This window comes from Pseudomonas sp. LG1D9 (assembly GCF_002949995.1).
GTDB lineage: Bacteria > Pseudomonadota > Gammaproteobacteria > Pseudomonadales > Pseudomonadaceae > Aquipseudomonas > Aquipseudomonas proteolytica.
The window spans coordinates 2,128,926-2,147,288 of record NZ_CP026881.1; the positions used below are offsets into that span (position 1 = coordinate 2,128,926).

An 18,363-nucleotide genomic window follows, 5' to 3' on the forward strand; every position below is an offset into this window, starting at 1 on the left:
GCTCCCTACATCCCATGCTGTTTCAGCAGCCGCGCATAACTGCCATCCGCCTTCATCCTGCTGATCTCCCGGTCAAACCCGGCAACAATCTGCTCATGCTTGGGGTTTTTCAGGCTGACCAGGATATGCAGGCTGTTCTCACTCAATGGCTGGGGCAGGAACTCCACGGCATTGCGCACCCTGGGCGATTCCCGCGCCAGGTAAAAGCGCGCGACATACTCATCCTCGACCGTCATCCGCACGCGCTGGGCAGCCAACATGCGCACGGCCATGGCGAAGTTATGCACCGGGACTTTTTGCAGTTTGGGATCGGCATCGAAATCCGCCGAATAGGCATAGCCGCGCACTACCGCGATGGGATAGGCATGCAGTTGCTGCAAGTTCTGGTACTCAATGGGATCGTCGCGGCGCTTGATAAACCGCACGCGGTTAAGCAGATACTCGGCGGAAAACTGCCCCAACTGCGTGCGCGCCTCGTCGTACCAGGCGTTGACCAGCACGTCGTAACGCCCGTCCCCCACCCCCATCAACGCCCGTGCCCATGGCACCTGCTCGAAATCACTGGCATAGCCGGCACGCGCCAGGGCGGTGCTGACGATATCGGTGGCCAGGCCACCATTGATCAGGGTCGCATCGGTAAACGGCGGCCACGCATCCGCCACCAGGCGCAAGCGTTCCGCGGCCACCGTCGGGGCCAGCAACAGCAATACGATCAAAGCAACGGCACGAGACAATCGCAGCATGCTTAATGTCCTTGCACAGCGGGCAATTCGTTGCGGGCGATGACGCTGGCGGGAGTACTTCCAGGTTCTGACTGTAGCTTATCGCTCGAGGTGTATCGCAGATTACACAAAGAACCAGGCCGAGAAAGCACTCAATGATGGCAAATTGACGTCACTCACAAAAAACAGTGTTTTCCAGGTGTTTGCACTACCGCCCAAGACAGTCGGCGGCTAGGGCTTTACTATCCGGGTCAGGTCTTTATGTGAGATGGAACGATGACTGTCGATTGGGTTTGCAAGCACCACAATGATCTGGGCAAAGAACAGCTCTACGCCATTTTGCGTCTGCGGGCAGCGGTGTTTGTGGTCGAGCAGAAATGCGTCTACCAAGACATCGATGATCAGGACCTGGAGGGCGATACCCACCACCTGATGGCCTGGCAGGACAATCAACTGGTGGCCTACCTGCGCCTGTTGGACCCGGAGCTGAATGGCGGCGACGTGGTTATCGGCCGCGTGCTCGTGGCCGAGGCCGCGCGAGGCACCGGCCTGGGCCACCAGATGCTGGCGGAAACCCTCAAGCAGATCGACGATATCTGGCCGCAGACGCCGATCTTTCTCTCAGCCCAGGCGCATTTGCAGGGGTACTACGCAAGATATGGGTTCAAGGTCGAGGGTGAGGTCTACCTTGAAGACGACATTCCACATATTGGTATGCGGCGCGCTTGAGATCGCCATCGCGGGCAAGCCCGCTCCCACATTTGATCGCTATCGACCTGTGGGAGCGGGCTTGCCCGCGATAGCGTCAGACCTGCCAGCCCAATTTCAGGGGTAACCCAACACCTGCTTGACCTGCACCAGGTTGCGCTCGATCCAGCCCCGGTCAATCGCCCCCCAGTCGCGAATCCGGTAGTGCCCGGCATGGTTGCGGGCGCCATCTTCCTGCTCGAATTCACAGACGATATCCAGGTCCGCCAACGCCGCGATGGTGTCCTGGGCCGTGCGCCGGGGCATGCCCGTCACCTCGGTCAACGCCGGGACGCTGCTGGCCAATTGGCTGTCGATCAGGTACGCCACATACAGGCGGCGGTAGAAACTGCTCTTGGTCTTGCTTACATCCATGATCGGTCGCCTTGTGTTTAGCACTTGCCCTGCAAGTCGCGATAAGTCAGGTACACCCGCAGGTCGAATTCCACCTGATGGTAGCCGGGCATCATGTATTCGCAGAGTTTATAGAACGCCTTGTTGTGGTCCGATTCCTTGAAGTGCGCCAGTTCGTGGACGACGATCATCTTCAGGAACTGCGGCGCGGCCTCCTTGAACAACGCAGCGATGCGGATCTCTTTCTTGGACTTGAGGTTGCCACCCTGCACCCGCGAGATCGTGGTGTGCAGGCCCAGGGCGCGGTGGGTCAGGTCCAGGCGGTTGTCGAACAGCACTTTGTCGATGGCTGGCGCGTTGCGCAGGTGTTCCTGCTTCAGGGCCTGGGCGTAGCTGTACAGCGCCTTGTCACTCTGCACCGCATGGCGCTCGGGGTAACGCTGGTGCAGGTAGTCACCCAGTTGATCCTTGGCGATCAATTGGCGCACTTGCTCTTGCAGGGCGGCGGGATAGGCCTGGAGGTATTTCAGCGCAGTCATGGGTTCGAACGGCAGGGGCGTGAGGCCGCCAGTGTAGCGAATTCAGCAGGGGCCTGCGCGCAGCGCGAAAGGCTGCGGCCACAGGGAAATATCTTCGGCGGTCAGGGGCAGGGCCACCAGCGGCCCCTGGATAAACTGGCAGCCATTGGCCTGCAGCCAGTGGCATTGCTCAAGGGTTTCTACACCTTCGGCAATCACCAACAAGCCGAAGTGCCCGCACAGTTCGATAATGCTGCGGGCCAGCGCGGCCTCCCGTGGCGAGCCGAGCACGCGGGCCACCAGGCCGGGGTCGAGCTTGAGGGTGTCAAACTCCAGGTCACGCAGATGGGCCAGGGAGCAGTTGCCCAAGCCGAAGTCATCCAGGGCAATGCGCACCCCCAGGCGGCGCAGTTGCTTGAGTTGCTTGATGGACTCTTCAATATTGTGCATCAGGCTTTCTTCAGCGATTTCCACCTCCAGTTGCCGCCCGTGCAGCCCATGTCGCTCCATTGCCTGCTGCAATTGGGGCGCGAGGTTGGGCATATTGAACTGGCTGCTGCTCAGGCTCACGCTGAGCACCCAGTCGTCGCTCATGACCGAGGCCCAGGCCTGGCGCGCCAATGCCACCTGATGGTAAATCCAACTGCTGAGCTGGCTGATCAGGCGCGCCTCCTCCAACAGAGGCATGAACAACCCGGGCGGCACATCGCCCACACTCGGGTGCTGCCAGCGCAGCAAGGCTTCGACACCGCGCAGATGCCCGTCCAGCAGGGACACCTGGGGCTGGTACACCAACGTCACCTGTTTGTTGTCGATGGCCTCGCGTACGCTGCTTTCCAGCATCAGGCGCGAGCGGGCCCGGCCATTCATTTCCTGATCGTAATAGCGATATTGCTGACGCCCTGCCCGCTTGGCTTCGTACATGGCGATATCGGCGGCACGCAGCAGGCCGGACAAATCGCGACCGCAATCGGGGAAGGTGGCAATGCCGATACTGACCCCCAGCATGACCTCCAGGCCGTCCACCTGCTGGCAGATCGACACCCGCTCGATCAACTGTTCGGCGAGTTTGGCGGCCTGTTCCGGGTATTCCAACTCCAGCAGCGCGACGAACTCATCGCCGCCAAGGCGGCCAAGAATGTCACAACTGCGCAGGCACAGTTCCAACTGCTCCGAGACCCAGCGCAGCACCCGGTCGCCGGCGTCGTGCCCCACCGAATCGTTGACCCGCTTGAAACCGTCCAGGTCCATGTAGAGCAGCACCGTGGCATGTTCGCTGCGCTCGTTGCGCAGCAGGATCGTCTCCACGGTCTGGTAGAAACCACGCCGGTTGAGCAAACCGGTGAGCGGATCGGTGACGGCCTGGGATTCCAGTTGCTGATGCAGATGGCGCACCTGGGACATGTCTTGCACCGTCACCACCATGGCCTTCTGCTCCCGGGGCAGTGGCGCACAGGACATCGCCACCGGCAACTGCTGGCCGGGTACGGTGCGCAGGATTGCATCATGCAGGCGCCAGGTTTCGCCACGCAGGTAGCCGGTATACAGCTCGCAGCTGAACCAGTCAGGCATATGGGGTTCTTGCAGGAAGCCCAGGAACGCCTGGCCTTGCAACTCGTCCACAGTGGCATTGAGCAACCGTGAAATGGCCGGATTGGCGTAGCTGACGACTCCGTCCTCGCCCACCACCAGAATGCCCTCGGCGGCATTGTCGAGCACCGAGGCATTAAAGGCCCGGGCCGCCTCCAGGTCATGACTCAGACGCTGCAAGGCGCGGCGGTTGCGCTGATGCTCCAGCAAGGCCTGGACCTTGGGCTTGAGAATATGTGGGTCGAAGGGTTTGAACAGATAGTCGATGGCGCCACTGGCATAGCCTTCGAGCACCGCGGCGGGCGATTGCTCAGTGGCACTCAGGAAGATGATCGGTGTCATGCGGGTACGCTGGCTGCCGCGCATCAAGCGCGCCACTTCGAAGCCATCCATGCCCGGCATGCGCACATCCAGCAGCACCAGGTCGACATCACGCGCCAGTAGCAGCCCCAGGGCTTCCTCGCCGGAACCCGCAGTCAACACCTGCCAATCCTCGCGCTGCAGGAGCGCGCGCATGCTGATCAGGTTTTCCGGGTAGTCATCGACTACCAGGAGCACTGAAGAGCCTTCGGCCAGGGTTGGAACGGATTCCATACTGCGTCTCTTCCTTGAGGGTTCACTCCGGTCAATTTTGAGATAAAACCGGACACTTAATGTGGAGTCACTCTAGCCTTGGATCATTTAAAGCAGAAGGCACGACGGGGCCATCATTGCGCCAAAGAGCACACAACCGACTAACGGTCAGGCGCTACAGCCCCCGAACTACGGGAAAGATGGCTTTTTGACAGACTATTGGCGCCAATAAACCGCCTAAAACTTATTAACAAACAGTTACCAGCCGCTTATAAAGAACGCGCCAACCCATGGGCCAAAGCCTTTTGACCCTTCTTCCGTACAGCAAAGGCGCACTCCATGATTGATCTGTCCACCTGGAACCTGAGCATCCCTGTTGGCACTCCGCCCGCCACCATCGACACCCCTAAACTGCTCAGCGGCTTCAAGGGCAAGTACTTCCAGGCCGAAGGCAGCAGCGTGCAATTCTGGTCCCCCGTCACTGGTACCCGTACCGAAAATGCCATCTACCCGCGCAGCGAACTGCGCGAAACCTATGCCGATGGCCGGCTGCGCAACTGGACTTACCCCGAAGCCGACAACTACCTGCGCGCCACCCTGGCCATCAACCAGGTGCCCTCCTCGGGCAAGATTGTCATCGGTCAGATCCACGCCTATGACAGCCAGAAACCGCTGGTCAAAGTCGAATACCAGTACAAGGAAAAAACCCAGACCGGCAACATCGTCGCCAAAGTGCGCATGCGCCCGGATGACAGCAAGGGCCGGGTAATTATCGTGGCCGAGAATGTGCCACTGGCGCGCAACTTCACCTACGTCATCCACCTGAACAAGGCCGGCCTGTTGAGCGTGGAGGCCGCCAACGGCCAATGGAACGAACGCCTCGGCGCGGCCTGGGGCAAAAAACCGTTGTACTTCAAGGCCGGCGTGTATGTGCAAGACAACAGCGGCGACAGCAAAGAGGGCGGCAAAGTGACATTTGCCAAGCTGGATATCGATCACAACTGACAGTCCGATCATTCTCACGACGCTTTAGGACAGAACCGCGACCCTGGGTCTCGACTTTCTTGTAGGACAATTCGAGTATGGCGCCGCGCACGCGCAATGCTTCCCTATAAGAAAGTCATGGAGACTCACCAATGCCCTTCACTCGCACCCTACTCGCCCTTTCCATGGGCATGGTTATGCTGCAAAACCCGGCCTTTGCGGCCCCGCCGTTGTCGATGACCGACGGGGTGGCCCAAGTCAATATCCAGGACAGCAACGCCTGGGTTGAAATCAGCAAAGCCGCGTTCGAACACAACATCCGCACCCTGCAAACCAGCCTCGCCGACAAGTCGAAAATCTGCGCCGTGCTCAAGGCAGACGCTTATGGCCACGGTATCGGCCTGCTGATGCCGTCGGTGATCAAGCTGGGCGTGCCTTGCGTCGGCGTAGCCAGCAATGAAGAAGCCCGCGTGGTACGTGAAAGCGGCTTCAAGGGCCAACTGATCCGCGTGCGTACCGCCGCGTTGAGCGAGTTGGAAGCGGCGCTGCCGTACAACATGGAAGAGCTGGTGGGCAACCTCGACTTCGCCGTGCGCGCAAGCCTGATCGCCGAACATCATGGCCGCCCGTTGGTGGTACACCTGGGCCTGAACTCCAGCGGCATGAGCCGCAACGGCGTGGAAATGACCACCGCCCAAGGCCGGCGCGATGCCGTAGCCATCACCAAGGTGCCGAACCTGCAAGTGAAGGCGATCATGACCCACTTCGCCGTCGAAGACGCCGCCGACGTGCGCGCCGGCCTCAAGGCCTTCAACGAGCAAGCCAACTGGCTGATCAACGTCGCCCAACTGGACCGCAGCAAAATCACCCTGCACGCCGCCAACTCCTTCGCCACCCTGGAAGTGCCCGAGTCGCGCCTGGACATGGTGCGCCCCGGCGGCCTGCTGTTCGGCGACACCGTACCGTCGTTCACCGCCTACAAGCGCGTGATGCAGTTCAAGTCCCACGTGGCCTCGGTCAACAGCTACCCCAAGGGCAACACCGTCGGCTACGACCGCACCTACACCCTGGCGCGGGACTCGAAACTGGCGAATATCACCGTGGGCTATTCCGACGGCTATCGTCGAGCGTTCACCAACAAAGGCATCGTGCTGATCAATGGGCATCGGGTGCCGGTGGTGGGCAAAGTGTCGATGAACACCTTGATGGTCGACGTCACCGATGTGCCGACCGTAAAAAGTGGCGATGAAGTGGTGTTGTTTGGCAAGCAGGGGAATGTGCAGACCACCCAGGCCGAGGTTGAGGATATCAATGGGGCGCTGTTGGCCGATCTCTACACCGTCTGGGGCAACTCGAACCCCAAAGTGCTGGTTGATCAATAAGCACCGCAAATCAAATATGGGAGCGGGCTTGCCCGCGATGGCGGTGGGTCAGGCAAATGTATTGGCTGAACCACCGCAATCGCGAGCAAGCCCGCTCCCACATTATTTTTCAGTGTTTGGAAGGTCGGGCTCGGCTATAAGCCGCTCATAAAAAACCCGCATCGCTGCGGGTTTCTTTTTAAACACTTTAGGCTTAGTTCACCTTGGCGTTCAGCTCACCTTTGAGATAACGCTGGTACATCGCTTCCAACGACACCGGCTTGATCTTCGAAGCATTGCCGGCAGTGCCGAACGCTTCGTAACGCGCGATACACACATCACGCATCGCCGTCACGGTGGCGCCGAAGAATTTACGCGGGTCGAACTCGCTCGGGTTGGTGGCCATCAGGCGACGCATTGCACCGGTGGACGCCAGGCGCAGGTCGGTGTCGATGTTGACCTTACGTACGCCGTGCTTGATGCCTTCGACGATTTCTTCAACCGGTACGCCGTAGGTTTCTTTGATGTCGCCGCCGTACTGGTTGATGATTGCCAGCCACTCTTGCGGTACCGAGGAAGAACCGTGCATCACCAGGTGGGTGTTGGGGATGCGTTTGTGGATTTCCTTGATGCGGTCGATCGCCAGCACGTCGCCGGTAGGTGGCTTGGTGAACTTGTAGGCACCGTGGCTGGTACCGATGGCGATGGCCAGGGCGTCGACCTGGGTGCGCTTGACGAAGTCAGCGGCTTCTTCCGGGTCGGTCAGCATCTGGCTGTGATCCAGCACGCCTTCGGCGCCGATGCCGTCTTCTTCACCGGCCATGCCGGTTTCCAACGAACCCAGGCAGCCCAGCTCGCCTTCTACCGACACACCGCAGGCGTGGGCCAGGGCTACGGTTTGTTGGGTGACGCGTACGTTGTAGTCGTAGTCGGTCGGGGTCTTGCCGTCTTCGCCCAGGGAGCCGTCCATCATCACCGAGCTGAAGCCCAGTTGGATGGAGCGCTGGCATACATCAGGGCTGGTGCCGTGGTCCTGGTGCATGCACACCGGGATATGTGGGAATTCTTCGATTGCCGCGAGGATCAGGTGACGCAGGAACGGGGCACCGGCGTATTTACGCGCACCGGCAGAAGCCTGGACGATCACTGGGGAGTCGGTCTTGTCAGCGGCTTCCATGATGGCGCGCATCTGCTCAAGGTTGTTGACGTTAAAGGCTGGAACGCCGTAGCCGAACTCGGCTGCGTGGTCCAGCATTTGACGCATGCTGATAAGTGCCATTGTGTTGTCTCTCCCGGTCGAGGGTCGTTAATCGTGCAAGCCTGCCGTAGCGGCGGCTGCTATTCAAGTTATTGCAGATCAAGGAATTGGACCTTGGCCTGCTGAATCGTTATTGCTAGTGGGCCTGACCCAACTTCCAATCTGGAACCGAATCATGTGGGAGCTGGCTTGCCTGCGATCGCGGTGTACCAGACACCGAATTCGCCAACTGACCCAGCGCTTTCGCGGGCAAGCCCGCTCCTACATGAGATTTTCAGTTCTGTGTTACTGAGCCTTGCAGCCTCGGCCGATCAAATCGTCGGTGGCGACCCAATAAACCAGGCCTTCCTCACCTTTGGTATGAAATGCCAACTGCTCATTGCTATACAGCGCCCCGGAGGCCGCCACGTCTTCCTTGAGGCGATATACCTGGTCGGAGCCGCCGAGGCGGACATCCACCTGCTTGCGGTCAGTATCGACAAACCGCCAGTTAACCTGGGCCTGGCTGTCGCATACCCAGGTGGTCCATGTGTCTTGCTGGGGCTCTGCCTTGTTGAACATGTTCAGGTTGGCACAACCGGCCAATAGAGCCAGTGCTGCCAGGGCGATAACGCCTTTCATTGCCAATCCTCGAACGGCGGCCCGTGGCCGCCGGTGCTGTCGGTTAGTGAATCAGACCCGTCAAGGGCAACCCTGTTCCTTACCTTTGGGCGGGGAGTCGTATTTCTCCAGCCCGTCAGGCCCTATGCGCTTGCTGATCACCGGCATGGTCTCCGCCTGCCAGTCGGCCTGGTAACAGCCCTTGTGCGGCGCAGCCCCTGGGGCCTCTGCTGGCGCCTTGGGCGCGCTGCCGCAGCCGGCCAACAGGCCTGCTGCAATCACCAGCGCGAATGGCTTGATCATGGGAATGCTCCTTTTCCAGGCCGTGGGCCTCAGCCTTTGGCTCGGCTTTCCAGCACTTCAACGGCAGGCAGCACCTTGCCTTCGACAAACTCAAGAAACGCGCCGCCACCGGTAGAAATGTAGGAGATCTGCTCAGCAACGCCATATTTATCGATGGCCGCCAGGGTGTCGCCACCACCGGCAATCGAGAATGCCGAGCTTTCGGCAATCGCCTTGGCCAGAACTTTGGTGCCGTTGCCAAACTGGTCGAACTCGAACACACCGACCGGGCCGTTCCACAGGATGGTCTGGGAGGCTTTCAGCAGTTCAGCGAAGTTCGCCGCAGTTTGCGGGCCGATATCCAGGATCATATCGTCAGCGGCCACGTCAGCAATCAGCTTGACGGTGGCTTCGGCGCTTTCGGCGAACTCCTTGGCCACTACCACGTCCACCGGCAGCGGCACGCTGACCTTGGCGGCGATGGCGCGAGCGGTGTCCAGCAGGTCCGGCTCGTACAGGGACTTGCCGACCGGGTGGCCAGCAGCGGCCAGGAAGGTGTTGGCAATGCCGCCGCCAACGATCAGTTGGTTGCAGATCTGGCTCAGGCTGTTGAGCACGTCCAGCTTGGTCGACACCTTGGAGCCAGCCACGATGGCGGCCATTGGCTGGGCCGGTGCGCCCAGGGCCTTGCCCAGTGCATCCAGCTCGGCAGCCAGCAGCGGGCCAGCAGCGGCGACCTTGGCGAACTTGGCCACGCCATGGGTCGAACCCTCGGCACGGTGCGCGGTGCCAAAAGCGTCCATCACAAACACGTCGCACAGGGCTGCGTATTGCTGGGCCAGTTCGTCGCTGTTCTTTTTCTCGCCCTTGTTGAAGCGCACGTTTTCGAACAACACGATATCGCCGGCCTTGACCTCGACGCCGCCCAGGTAATCAGCCACCAAAGGCACTTCGCGGCCCAGGGCCTTGCTCAGGTAGTCGGCTACAGGCTTGAGGCTGTTTTCGGCAGAGAACTCACCTTCGGTCGGACGACCCAGGTGGGAGCAGACCATCACGGCCGCGCCTTTTTCCAGGGCCAGCTTGATGGTCGGCAGCGAGGCCAGGATTCGCGCATCGCTGGTGACTACACCGTCCTTGACTGGGACGTTGAGGTCTTCGCGGATCAGTACGCGCTTACCTTGCAGATCGAGGTCGGTCATCTTCAACACGGTCATGGGTCGCAGTTCCTGAATTACTGTTGAGGTTGTTTAGTAGCGATGTGCAGATAGTGCTCTGCTACGTCGAGCATGCGGTTGGCAAAGCCCCATTCGTTATCGAACCAGGCCAGGATATTCACCAGCCTTGGCCCGGAAACACGGGTCTGGCTGGCATCCACGATGGCCGAATGCGGGTCGTGGTTGAAATCACAACTGGCGTGCGGCAACTCGGTGTAGGCCAGCAAGCCTTTGAGCGGGCCGCTGGTGGCGGCGTCGCGCAGGATACGGTTGACCTCGGCGGCATCGGTATCGCTGACGGTTTGCATGGTGATATCCAGGCACGACACGTTCACCGTCGGCACGCGCACTGCTTTGGCCTGGATTCGCCCGGCAAGTTCCGGCAGCAGGCGTTCGATACCGCGGGCCAGGCCGGTGGACACCGGAATCACTGACTGGAACGCCGAACGGGTGCGGCGCAGGTCTTCATGGTGGTAGGCGTCGATCACCGGCTGGTCGTTCATCGCCGAGTGAATGGTGGTAATCGACACATACTCCAGGCCAATCGCCTGGTCCAGCAGGCGCAGCAGAGGCACGCCGCAATTGGTAGTGCAGGAGGCGTTGGACACCAACACCTCGTCACCGGTCAGGCAGTCCTGGTTGACGCCGTAGACGATGGTGGCGTCGACATCCGCCTCGCTGGCCATCGGCTGGGAAAACAGCACGCGCGGTGCGCCGGCGTCGAGGAAGCGCTGGCCATCGGCACGGGTGTTATAGGCACCGGAGCATTCCAACACCAGGTCGACGCCCAGCGCCGCCCAGTCGATGCCCTCGGGCGTGGCACTGCGCAAGACCTTCACGCAGTTGCCATTGATATGCAGACAATCGCCGTCGATTCGCACTTCGCCGGGGAACCGGCCGTGGGTGGAGTCGAAGCGTGTCAGGTATTCGATGCTGGCCATGTCAGCCAGATCGTTGATTGCCACAATTTCAAACCCAGCCGCCGCCCCTCGCTCGAACAGAGCACGCAAGACGCAACGACCAATGCGGCCGTAGCCGTTGAGTGCAACTTTGTAGGGACGGGGTTGAGGCATGGGGTTCTCGATTACCTTGGGTAATGGGGTGAATGTGCCGCCGCCTTCGCGAGCAAGCCCGCTCCCACAGTTGAAATGCATTCCAAATGTGGGAGCGGGCTTGCTCGCGAAGGCGTCAGTACAGCTACCCCAATCTACAGCCTTAGTCTTCCAGCAGCTCTTCAGCCTGACCCAGGATGTTTTCCAGGGTGAAACCGAACTCTTCGAACAACGCTGGCGCCGGCGCCGACTCACCGTAGGTGGTCATGCCGATCACGCGGCCTTCCAGGCCCACGTACTTGTACCAGTAGTCGGCGTGAGCCGCTTCGATGGCGATACGCGCGCTGACCTGCAACGGCAGGACCGATTGCTTGTAGTCCGCGTCCTGGGCTTCGAACACGCTGGTGCACGGCATGGACACAACACGCACGTTGCGGCCCTGGGCAGTCAGCTTGTCGTACGCCTGAACGGTCAGGCCCACTTCGGAACCGGTGGAGATCAGGATCAGCTCCGGCTCGCCGATGCAGTCCTTGAGTATGTAGCCACCACGGCTGATGTCGGCGATCTGCGCGTCGGTACGCACTTGGTGCTGCAGGTTCTGACGCGAGAAGATCAGCGCCGAAGGGCCATCCTTGCGCTCGATCGCGTGCTTCCAGGCCACGGCGGATTCCACCGCGTCGGCTGGGCGCCAGCAATCCAGGTTCGGCGTGGTGCGCAGGCTGGTCAGTTGCTCGACCGGCTGGTGCGTCGGGCCGTCTTCGCCCAGGCCGATGGAGTCGTGGGTGTACACATGGATCACACGCTTCTTCATCAGCGCAGCCATGCGCACGGCATTGCGCGCGTATTCCATGAACATCAGGAAGGTCGCGCCGTACGGCACCAGGCCGCCGTGCAGGGCAACGCCGTTCATGATGGCGCTCATGCCGAACTCGCGCACGCCGTAGTACATATAGTTGCCGCTGGCGTCTTCAGCCGAGACACCTTTGCAACCTTTCCACAGGGTCAGGTTGGAACCGGCCAGGTCAGCCGAACCGCCGAGGAACTCAGGCAGCAACGGGCCAAAGGCGTTGAGGGTGTTCTGGCTGGCTTTACGGCTGGCGATGGTCTCGCCCTTGGCCGCGACTTCGGCGATGTAGGCCGAGGCTTTTTCCGAGAAATCGGCAGGCAGGTCGCCAGCCAGGCGGCGTACCAGTTCGTTGGCAAGTTGTGGGAACTCGGCGGAGTAGGCCGCAAAGCGCTGGTCCCACTCGGCTTCTGCGGCGCGGCCGGCTTCCTTGGCGTCCCACTCGGCGTAGATATCAGCCGGGATTTCGAACGGGCCATGGTTCCACTTCAGCGCTTCGCGGGTCAGGGCGATTTCCGCGTCACCCAGTGGGGCGCCGTGGCAGTCTTCCTTGCCTTGTTTGTTCGGCGAACCGAAGCCGATGGTGGTCTTGCAGCAGATCAGGGTCGGCTGCTCGCTTTTACGCGCGGTTTCGATGGCGGTCTTGATCTCTTCCGGATCGTGGCCGTCGACGTTGCGGATCACCTGCCAGTTGTAGGCTTCGAAACGCTTTGGCGTGTCGTCGGTGAACCAGCCTTCGACTTCGCCGTCGATGGAGATGCCGTTGTCATCGTAGAAGGCAATCAGTTTGCCCAGGCCCAGGGTACCGGCCAGGGAGCTGACTTCGTGGGAAATGCCTTCCATCATGCAGCCATCACCCAGGAACACATAGGTGTGGTGGTCGACAACGTTGTGGCCGGGGCGGTTGAACTGCGCCGCCAGGACTTTTTCTGCCAGGGCAAAACCCACGGCATTGGCCAGGCCTTGGCCCAGGGGACCGGTGGTGGTCTCGACGCCTGGGGTGTAGCCGAATTCCGGGTGGCCCGGGGTGCGGCTGTGCAGTTGGCGGAACTGCTTGAGATCGTCGATGGACAGGTCGTAACCGGTCAGGTGCAGCAACGAATAGATCAACATCGAGCCATGGCCGTTGGACAGCACGAAGCGGTCACGATCGGCAAACGATGGGTTGCTCGGGTTGTGTTTCAGGTAGTCACGCCAAAGTACCTCGGCGATATCCGCCATGCCCATCGGGGCACCGGGATGGCCGCTGTTGGCTTTTTGCACGGCATCCATGCTGAGGGCACGAATGGCGTTGGCACGCTCACGACGGCTGGGCATCGCTGATCTCCTGGGGGTTGAATAAAAGAAACGGAAAAAAGGACCGGCATTTTCCCTCAGCCAAGGCCTCAGGGGCAATGACAGATACCGACTTATGTGGGTTTTTCCTGTGGTTTGGACTGCATTGACAGCAAGAACACTTCCCGCCGTTCGTCTAAAGGTTATAGCGCCTGCTTATAACCACCGATTATCGGCCAATATCAAAACTTTTTGATATTGGCCTTGCGGGGATTTGACCTCATCACTAGACTGCTGGCCTTATGAACTTACCTGCGCCTTCCATTCGCCCCGACGATTGCGATGAGCTGGCGGCCCTGTGCAAGGCCGGCGGTGATCCGCTGCGCCTGAATGTACTGCGCGCCCTGGCCAACGACTCGTTTGGCGTGCTGGAACTGGCGCGGATCTTTGCCATCGGCCAGTCCGGCATGAGCCACCATTTGAAGGTGCTGGCCCAGGCCGACCTGGTAGCCACCCGCCGTGAAGGCAATGCGATTTTTTACCGTCGCGCCCTGCCCCACAACGATTTGCTGGGTGGCAAGCTGCACGCTGCATTGCTTGAAGAAGTAGACAACCTGGCCCTGCCGGCTGACGTGCAATCGCGGATCGCTCAGGTCCACGGGCAACGCGCCGCGGCCAGCCAGGACTTTTTCTCACGGGTGGCGGACAAGTTTCGCGCCCAGCAGGACCTGATTGCCGGGCTGCCTCAATACCGCGAAAGCGTGCTGGCGCTGCTCGACAAGCTGGGCTTCAACCCAGGTGCAACGGCGCTGGAAGTCGGGCCGGGCGATGGCGGGTTCCTGCCGGACCTGGCACGGCGCTTCCACCAGGTGACGGCGCTGGACAACAGCCCGGCCATGCTGGAGCTGGCGCGCCAGTTGTGCGAGCGCGAGCACTTGGGCAACGTCAGCCTGCAACTGGCCGATGCCTTGAATGATGTAGGGCTGCAAGCCGACTGCGTGGTGTTGAACATGGTCCTTCACCATTTCGCCGCACCGGCCGATGCGCTCAAGCAGATGGCCGGTTTGCTGCAACCGGGCGGTAGCCTGCTGGTAACTGATTTATGCAGCCACAACCAGAGTTGGGCCAGGGAGGCCTGCGGTGATCTATGGTTGGGGTTTGAACAGGACGATCTGGCCCGTTGGGCCACCGCTGCGGGACTCGTTCCCGGGGAAAGCCTCTATGTAGGCTTACGTAATGGTTTCCAGATTCAGGTCCGCCACTTTCAGCGGCCATCTGGCGACACTCACCATCGGTAAATATCAGGAAAACATCGAGATGAGCGAATATTCCCTTTTCACCTCCGAGTCCGTGTCTGAAGGGCATCCGGACAAAATCGCCGACCAGATTTCTGATGCGGTGCTGGACGCCATCATTGCTGAAGACAAGTTCGCCCGCGTGGCGTGCGAGACGCTGGTGAAAACGGGCGTGGCGATCATCGCCGGTGAAGTCACCACCTCGGCCTGGGTCGACCTGGAGCAGATCGTCCGTGACGTGATCACCGACATCGGCTACACCAGCTCCGACGTCGGCTTCGACGGCGCGACCTGCGGCGTGATGAACATCATCGGCAAGCAGTCGCCTGACATCAACCAGGGCGTCGACCGCGCCAAGCCAGAAGACCAGGGCGCCGGCGACCAGGGCCTGATGTTCGGCTACGCCAGCAACGAAACCGACGTGCTGATGCCGGCGCCGATCACCTTCTCCCACCAGTTGGTCAAGCGCCAGGCCGAAGCCCGTAAATCCGGCCTGCTGCCTTGGCTGCGCCCGGACGCCAAGTCCCAGGTGACCTGCCGTTACGAAGGCGGCAAAGTGGTGGGCATCGACGCCGTGGTGCTGTCGACCCAGCACAACCCGGAAGTCTCCTACAAAGACCTGCGCGAAGGCGTCATGGAGCTGATCGTCAAGCACGTGCTGCCTGCCGAACTACTGACCAAAGACACCCAGTTCCACATCAACCCGACCGGCCAGTTCATCATTGGTGGCCCGGTGGGCGACTGCGGCCTCACCGGGCGCAAGATCATCGTCGACAGCTACGGCGGCATGGCCCGTCACGGCGGTGGCGCATTCTCCGGCAAGGATCCTTCCAAGGTTGACCGCTCGGCAGCCTACGCCGGTCGTTATGTGGCCAAGAACATCGTCGCCGCCGGCCTGGCCGAGCGTTGCGAGATTCAGGTTTCCTACGCCATTGGTGTGGCCCAGCCTACGTCGATCTCGCTGAATACCTTCGGTACCGGCAAGATCAGCGACGACAAGATCGTCAAGCTGGTGCGTGAGATCTTCGACCTGCGTCCGTACGCAATCACCACCATGCTCGACCTGCTGCACCCGATGTACCAGGAAACCGCGGCCTACGGCCACTTCGGTCGTACCCCTGAACAGAAGACCGTCGGCGACGACACCTTCACCACGTTCACCTGGGAAAAAACCGACCGCGCCGACGACCTGCGTACCGCTGCCGGCCTGTAATCGCTGCTCGCAACACCCAAGGCCCTGCCCGGTTCCCCCGGCGGGGCTTTTTATTGCCTTGAATTGTAGGAGCGAGCTTGCTCGCGAAAATCTCCAGAACCCCACGGGGCATCAGGCTCCCGCGGTATTGTCGACGCCCCTCGCGAACAAGCTCGCCCCCTACAAGCTCACATTAATTGGATCCAACCCTTGCAGGCCAAATGATGGCCCTCTAGAATCCGCGCCCTCCCGAGCGCTCAACCACATTGGATATTGCATTGCGCCTGCTCGGGACAGCCAAGTGCGCAGGCAATCGAACATTGAGGTTTTTCATGCGTATTTCCACGTTCGCCCCTGCTGCCGTCCTGTTCAGCCTGTTCGCCCTGCCAGTGCAAGCCGCTGACCTGAGCGGCCTGACTGGCGCCCTGACGTCCCAGCTGGGCGGCGCTACCGGCAACTGCGAAAAACAGAGCCAGGAGCTGCAAGCCAAAGTCGACGCCGCCAAAGCCAACGGCGAAGACCTGAAAGTGAAGGCCATGCAGGCTGCACTGGACCAGGTAAACAAAGGTTGCAAAAAAGTCGGCGAGTCCCAAGGCAAGCTCGACGAAGCCTCGCAAAAGCAGCAGGCCAAGGCTGACAGCAACGACACCGTGAAAGCTCTGGGCGGTCTGTTCAAGTAAGTAGAAACACCCGGTAAAAAGCCTCGCGCCTGCGGGGCTTTTTTATGGGCGTTTGCTTGCTTTAGGCTGGGCGCCCCTTCAGAGCAAGGATGCTCGTGATGACGCCCCGCCTGCTGCACTACCTGCTGTTGATGCTCTTCCCTATCGTCGCCTGGGCGCAGGGCTGCCCGGACTGGCCAGCCGACAAGGCCCGGGACGAAATCGCCGCCCTGCAACGGCAAATCGGCCTGTGGGATGACAGCTACCACCGGCTCGGCCAATCCCTTATCAGCGACGAGCTGTACGACCAGGCTCGCATACGCCTGGAGCAATGGCGCCGGTGCTTTGCACAGGTGGCGCCGCCTGGCGACAGCCCCCTTTCCAGCGCCCGGGGCACCATCCCCCACCCAGTGCCGCACACGGGCCTTGCGAAGCTGGTCAACGACCGCGCCGTGGAAGACTGGGTCCGCACTCGCAGCGACCTGTGGATACAACCCAAGGTCGATGGCGTCGCCATAACCCTGATCTACCGTGGGGGGCGCCTGGCCCAGGTCATCAGCCGTGGCGATGGCCTGCTCGGCCAGGACTGGACGACGTCGGCCCGCAAAATCCCCGGCATCGTGCAACGGCTGCCCGAAGCCATCGACCTGCTTTTGCAGGGCGAGCTGTACTGGCGCCTGGATGCCCATATACAAGGTGAGACGGGGGGCATGAACGCCCGCAGCAAAATCTCCGGGCTGATGAACCGTCACCAACTGAGTGACGCCGACGCCGCAGGTATCGGCCTGTTTGTCTGGGCCTGGCCCCAGGGGCCGGCGGACCTCAGGCAGCAACTGGGTACCCTCGCACGCTGGGGTTTTAGCGACAGCCAGCGCTATAGCCAACCCATCGAGAACTTCGAACAGGCGCGGCACTGGCGCACCTTCTGGCATGGGCATCCATTGCCCTTCGCCACCGACGGAGTGGTGCTGCACCAAAGCCAGCGCGCTCCGGCCGAACGCTGGCAGGCCAGTACGCCGTATTGGGCGGTTGCCTGGAAATACCCGGTGATCAAAGCCCTGGCCCATGTGCGCCAGGTGCAGTTCAAGATCGGCCGCACCGGGCGCATCACGCCGATCCTGGAACTGCACCCGGTGCTGCTCGACGACCGCCAGGTCCGGCGCGTCAGCATCGGCTCCTTGAAGCGTTGGCAGGAGTTGGATATCCGTCCCGGTGACCAGATATCCATCAGCCTTGCCGGCCAAGTGATCCCAAGGCTCGACCAAGTCATCCTGCGCAGCCACCCACGCGCGGATATCACCGTGCCTGCCGCGAGTGATTTCCATCACCTGAGCTGCTGGCGACTGACTCCTGCCTGTGAGGAACAGCTGCTGGCCCGGCTGGCCTGGCTCAGTGGCAAGCAGGGGCTGGATCTGCCACACATTGGCCGCGAGACCTGGAACAGTTTGATCCAGGCCGGTCAAATCAGCGGTTTGGTGGATTGGTTGAACCTTGATGAGACAGAGCTTGCTACCATTGACGGATTCGGCGAGCGCAGCAGTGCGCGCCTGCTTGCGGGCTTGCGAGTTGCGCGCCAGCGACCGTTCGCGCAATGGCTGATGGCGCTGGGGGTTCCACCTACCGCCCGGAACAACCTCGCGGGCGGCTGGCAGGCCCTGGCCGCGCGAGACACTCAAGCCTGGCAAGCCGAAGCGGGAATCGGCCCGGGACGCGCGGCGCAGTTGAGCGCCTTTTTTCGCGACCCTCAGGTGATGGCCATGAGTGAAACACTGCGAGCTGCAGGGATAGACGGCTTTTAGTCCCGGGCCCGTTACATTAATCGGTGCCGGCAGAAATCATCCTG

At 61.0% G+C, this 18,363-nt stretch carries 17 protein-coding genes; 7 read left to right on the top strand and 10 right to left on the bottom strand.

Going from position 1 to position 18,363, the window contains the following annotated elements; genetic code table 11:
- Positions 1 to 5: 5 nt before the first annotated feature.
- Complete coding sequence (locus C5F71_RS10215) at positions 6 to 743, bottom strand: ABC transporter substrate-binding protein (RefSeq protein ID WP_029297330.1); 738 nt, start codon at positions 741 to 743, stop codon at positions 6 to 8.
- Between the two features lie 255 nt (positions 744 to 998).
- On the opposite strand from C5F71_RS10215, the gene C5F71_RS10220 reads away from it, so the two are divergent.
- A complete protein-coding gene (locus tag C5F71_RS10220; protein ID WP_104911063.1) occupies positions 999 to 1,451 on the top strand; it encodes a GNAT family N-acetyltransferase in 453 nt (150 codons plus the stop codon).
- Positions 1,452 to 1,547: 96 nt separating this feature from the next.
- Here the strand turns inward: C5F71_RS10220 and C5F71_RS10225 are convergent, their stop codons facing one another.
- The 3 genes from C5F71_RS10225 to C5F71_RS10235 are packed head-to-tail and all read right to left on the bottom strand — an operon-like array spanning position 1,548 to position 4,525.
- Complete coding sequence (locus tag C5F71_RS10225) at positions 1,548 to 1,844, bottom strand: helix-turn-helix domain-containing protein (protein ID WP_029297334.1); 297 nt, start codon at positions 1,842 to 1,844, stop codon at positions 1,548 to 1,550.
- 17 nt (positions 1,845 to 1,861) lie between these two features.
- On the bottom strand, positions 1,862 to 2,362 hold the full coding sequence (locus tag C5F71_RS10230) for a M48 family metallopeptidase (protein ID WP_070993951.1): 501 nt from the start codon (positions 2,360 to 2,362) through the stop codon (positions 1,862 to 1,864).
- Between the two features lie 42 nt (positions 2,363 to 2,404).
- Entirely contained in the window at positions 2,405 to 4,525 is a 2,121-nt protein-coding gene (locus tag C5F71_RS10235; RefSeq protein ID WP_092231041.1) for a bifunctional diguanylate cyclase/phosphodiesterase, read from the bottom strand.
- Between the two features lie 318 nt (positions 4,526 to 4,843).
- Here C5F71_RS10235 and C5F71_RS10240 point away from each other — a divergent pair, with 318 nt between their 5' ends.
- Positions 4,844 to 5,509, top strand: a complete 666-nt coding sequence (locus C5F71_RS10240) for a polysaccharide lyase family 7 protein (protein ID WP_029297342.1) — start codon at positions 4,844 to 4,846, stop codon at positions 5,507 to 5,509.
- A 131-nt stretch (positions 5,510 to 5,640) separates the two neighbouring features.
- Positions 5,641 to 6,870: an alanine racemase gene (gene alr / locus C5F71_RS10245; protein WP_104911064.1), complete on the top strand. Its 1,230-nt coding sequence runs from the start codon at positions 5,641 to 5,643 to the stop codon at positions 6,868 to 6,870.
- Positions 6,871 to 7,063: 193 nt separating this feature from the next.
- On the opposite strand, the gene fba is transcribed toward alr, so the two are convergent.
- From fba to tkt, 6 genes are all read right to left on the bottom strand, one after another.
- Positions 7,064 to 8,128 carry a class II fructose-bisphosphate aldolase gene (gene fba / locus C5F71_RS10250; RefSeq protein WP_029297347.1) on the bottom strand — a complete coding sequence of 355 codons (1,065 nt, stop codon included), beginning with the start codon at positions 8,126 to 8,128 and terminating at the stop codon, positions 7,064 to 7,066.
- Between the two features lie 264 nt (positions 8,129 to 8,392).
- Positions 8,393 to 8,728 carry an MliC family protein gene (locus C5F71_RS10255; RefSeq protein WP_029297350.1) on the bottom strand — a complete coding sequence of 112 codons (336 nt, stop codon included), beginning with the start codon at positions 8,726 to 8,728 and terminating at the stop codon, positions 8,393 to 8,395.
- Between the two features lie 60 nt (positions 8,729 to 8,788).
- Positions 8,789 to 9,010, bottom strand: a complete 222-nt coding sequence (locus C5F71_RS10260) for a hypothetical protein (RefSeq protein ID WP_070993952.1) — start codon at positions 9,008 to 9,010, stop codon at positions 8,789 to 8,791.
- 29 nt (positions 9,011 to 9,039) lie between these two features.
- Positions 9,040 to 10,203, bottom strand: coding sequence for a phosphoglycerate kinase (locus C5F71_RS10265; RefSeq protein ID WP_029297354.1), 1,164 nt, complete (start codon positions 10,201 to 10,203; stop codon positions 9,040 to 9,042).
- 17 nt (positions 10,204 to 10,220) lie between these two features.
- Positions 10,221 to 11,276 carry an erythrose-4-phosphate dehydrogenase gene (gene epd / locus C5F71_RS10270; RefSeq protein ID WP_070993953.1) on the bottom strand — a complete coding sequence of 352 codons (1,056 nt, stop codon included), beginning with the start codon at positions 11,274 to 11,276 and terminating at the stop codon, positions 10,221 to 10,223.
- A 142-nt stretch (positions 11,277 to 11,418) separates the two neighbouring features.
- Positions 11,419 to 13,416 (bottom strand): transketolase, encoded by a 1,998-nt coding sequence (gene tkt, locus C5F71_RS10275; protein ID WP_104911065.1) that lies wholly within the window; start codon positions 13,414 to 13,416, stop codon positions 11,419 to 11,421.
- A gap of 260 nt (positions 13,417 to 13,676) precedes the next feature.
- On the opposite strand from tkt, the gene C5F71_RS10280 reads away from it, so the two are divergent.
- From C5F71_RS10280 to ligB, 4 genes are all read left to right on the top strand, one after another.
- Positions 13,677 to 14,672 (top strand): metalloregulator ArsR/SmtB family transcription factor, encoded by a 996-nt coding sequence (locus C5F71_RS10280; protein WP_104911066.1) that lies wholly within the window; start codon positions 13,677 to 13,679, stop codon positions 14,670 to 14,672.
- A 19-nt stretch (positions 14,673 to 14,691) separates the two neighbouring features.
- Positions 14,692 to 15,882 (top strand): methionine adenosyltransferase, encoded by a 1,191-nt coding sequence (gene metK, locus C5F71_RS10285; RefSeq protein ID WP_029297363.1) that lies wholly within the window; start codon positions 14,692 to 14,694, stop codon positions 15,880 to 15,882.
- Between the two features lie 311 nt (positions 15,883 to 16,193).
- On the top strand, positions 16,194 to 16,541 hold the full coding sequence (locus C5F71_RS10290; RefSeq protein WP_070993955.1) for a DUF1090 family protein: 348 nt from the start codon (positions 16,194 to 16,196) through the stop codon (positions 16,539 to 16,541).
- 98 nt (positions 16,542 to 16,639) lie between these two features.
- Positions 16,640 to 18,319 carry an NAD-dependent DNA ligase LigB gene (ligB, locus tag C5F71_RS10295; protein WP_256588122.1) on the top strand — a complete coding sequence of 560 codons (1,680 nt, stop codon included), beginning with the start codon at positions 16,640 to 16,642 and terminating at the stop codon, positions 18,317 to 18,319.
- Positions 18,320 to 18,363: the final 44 nt, after the last annotated feature.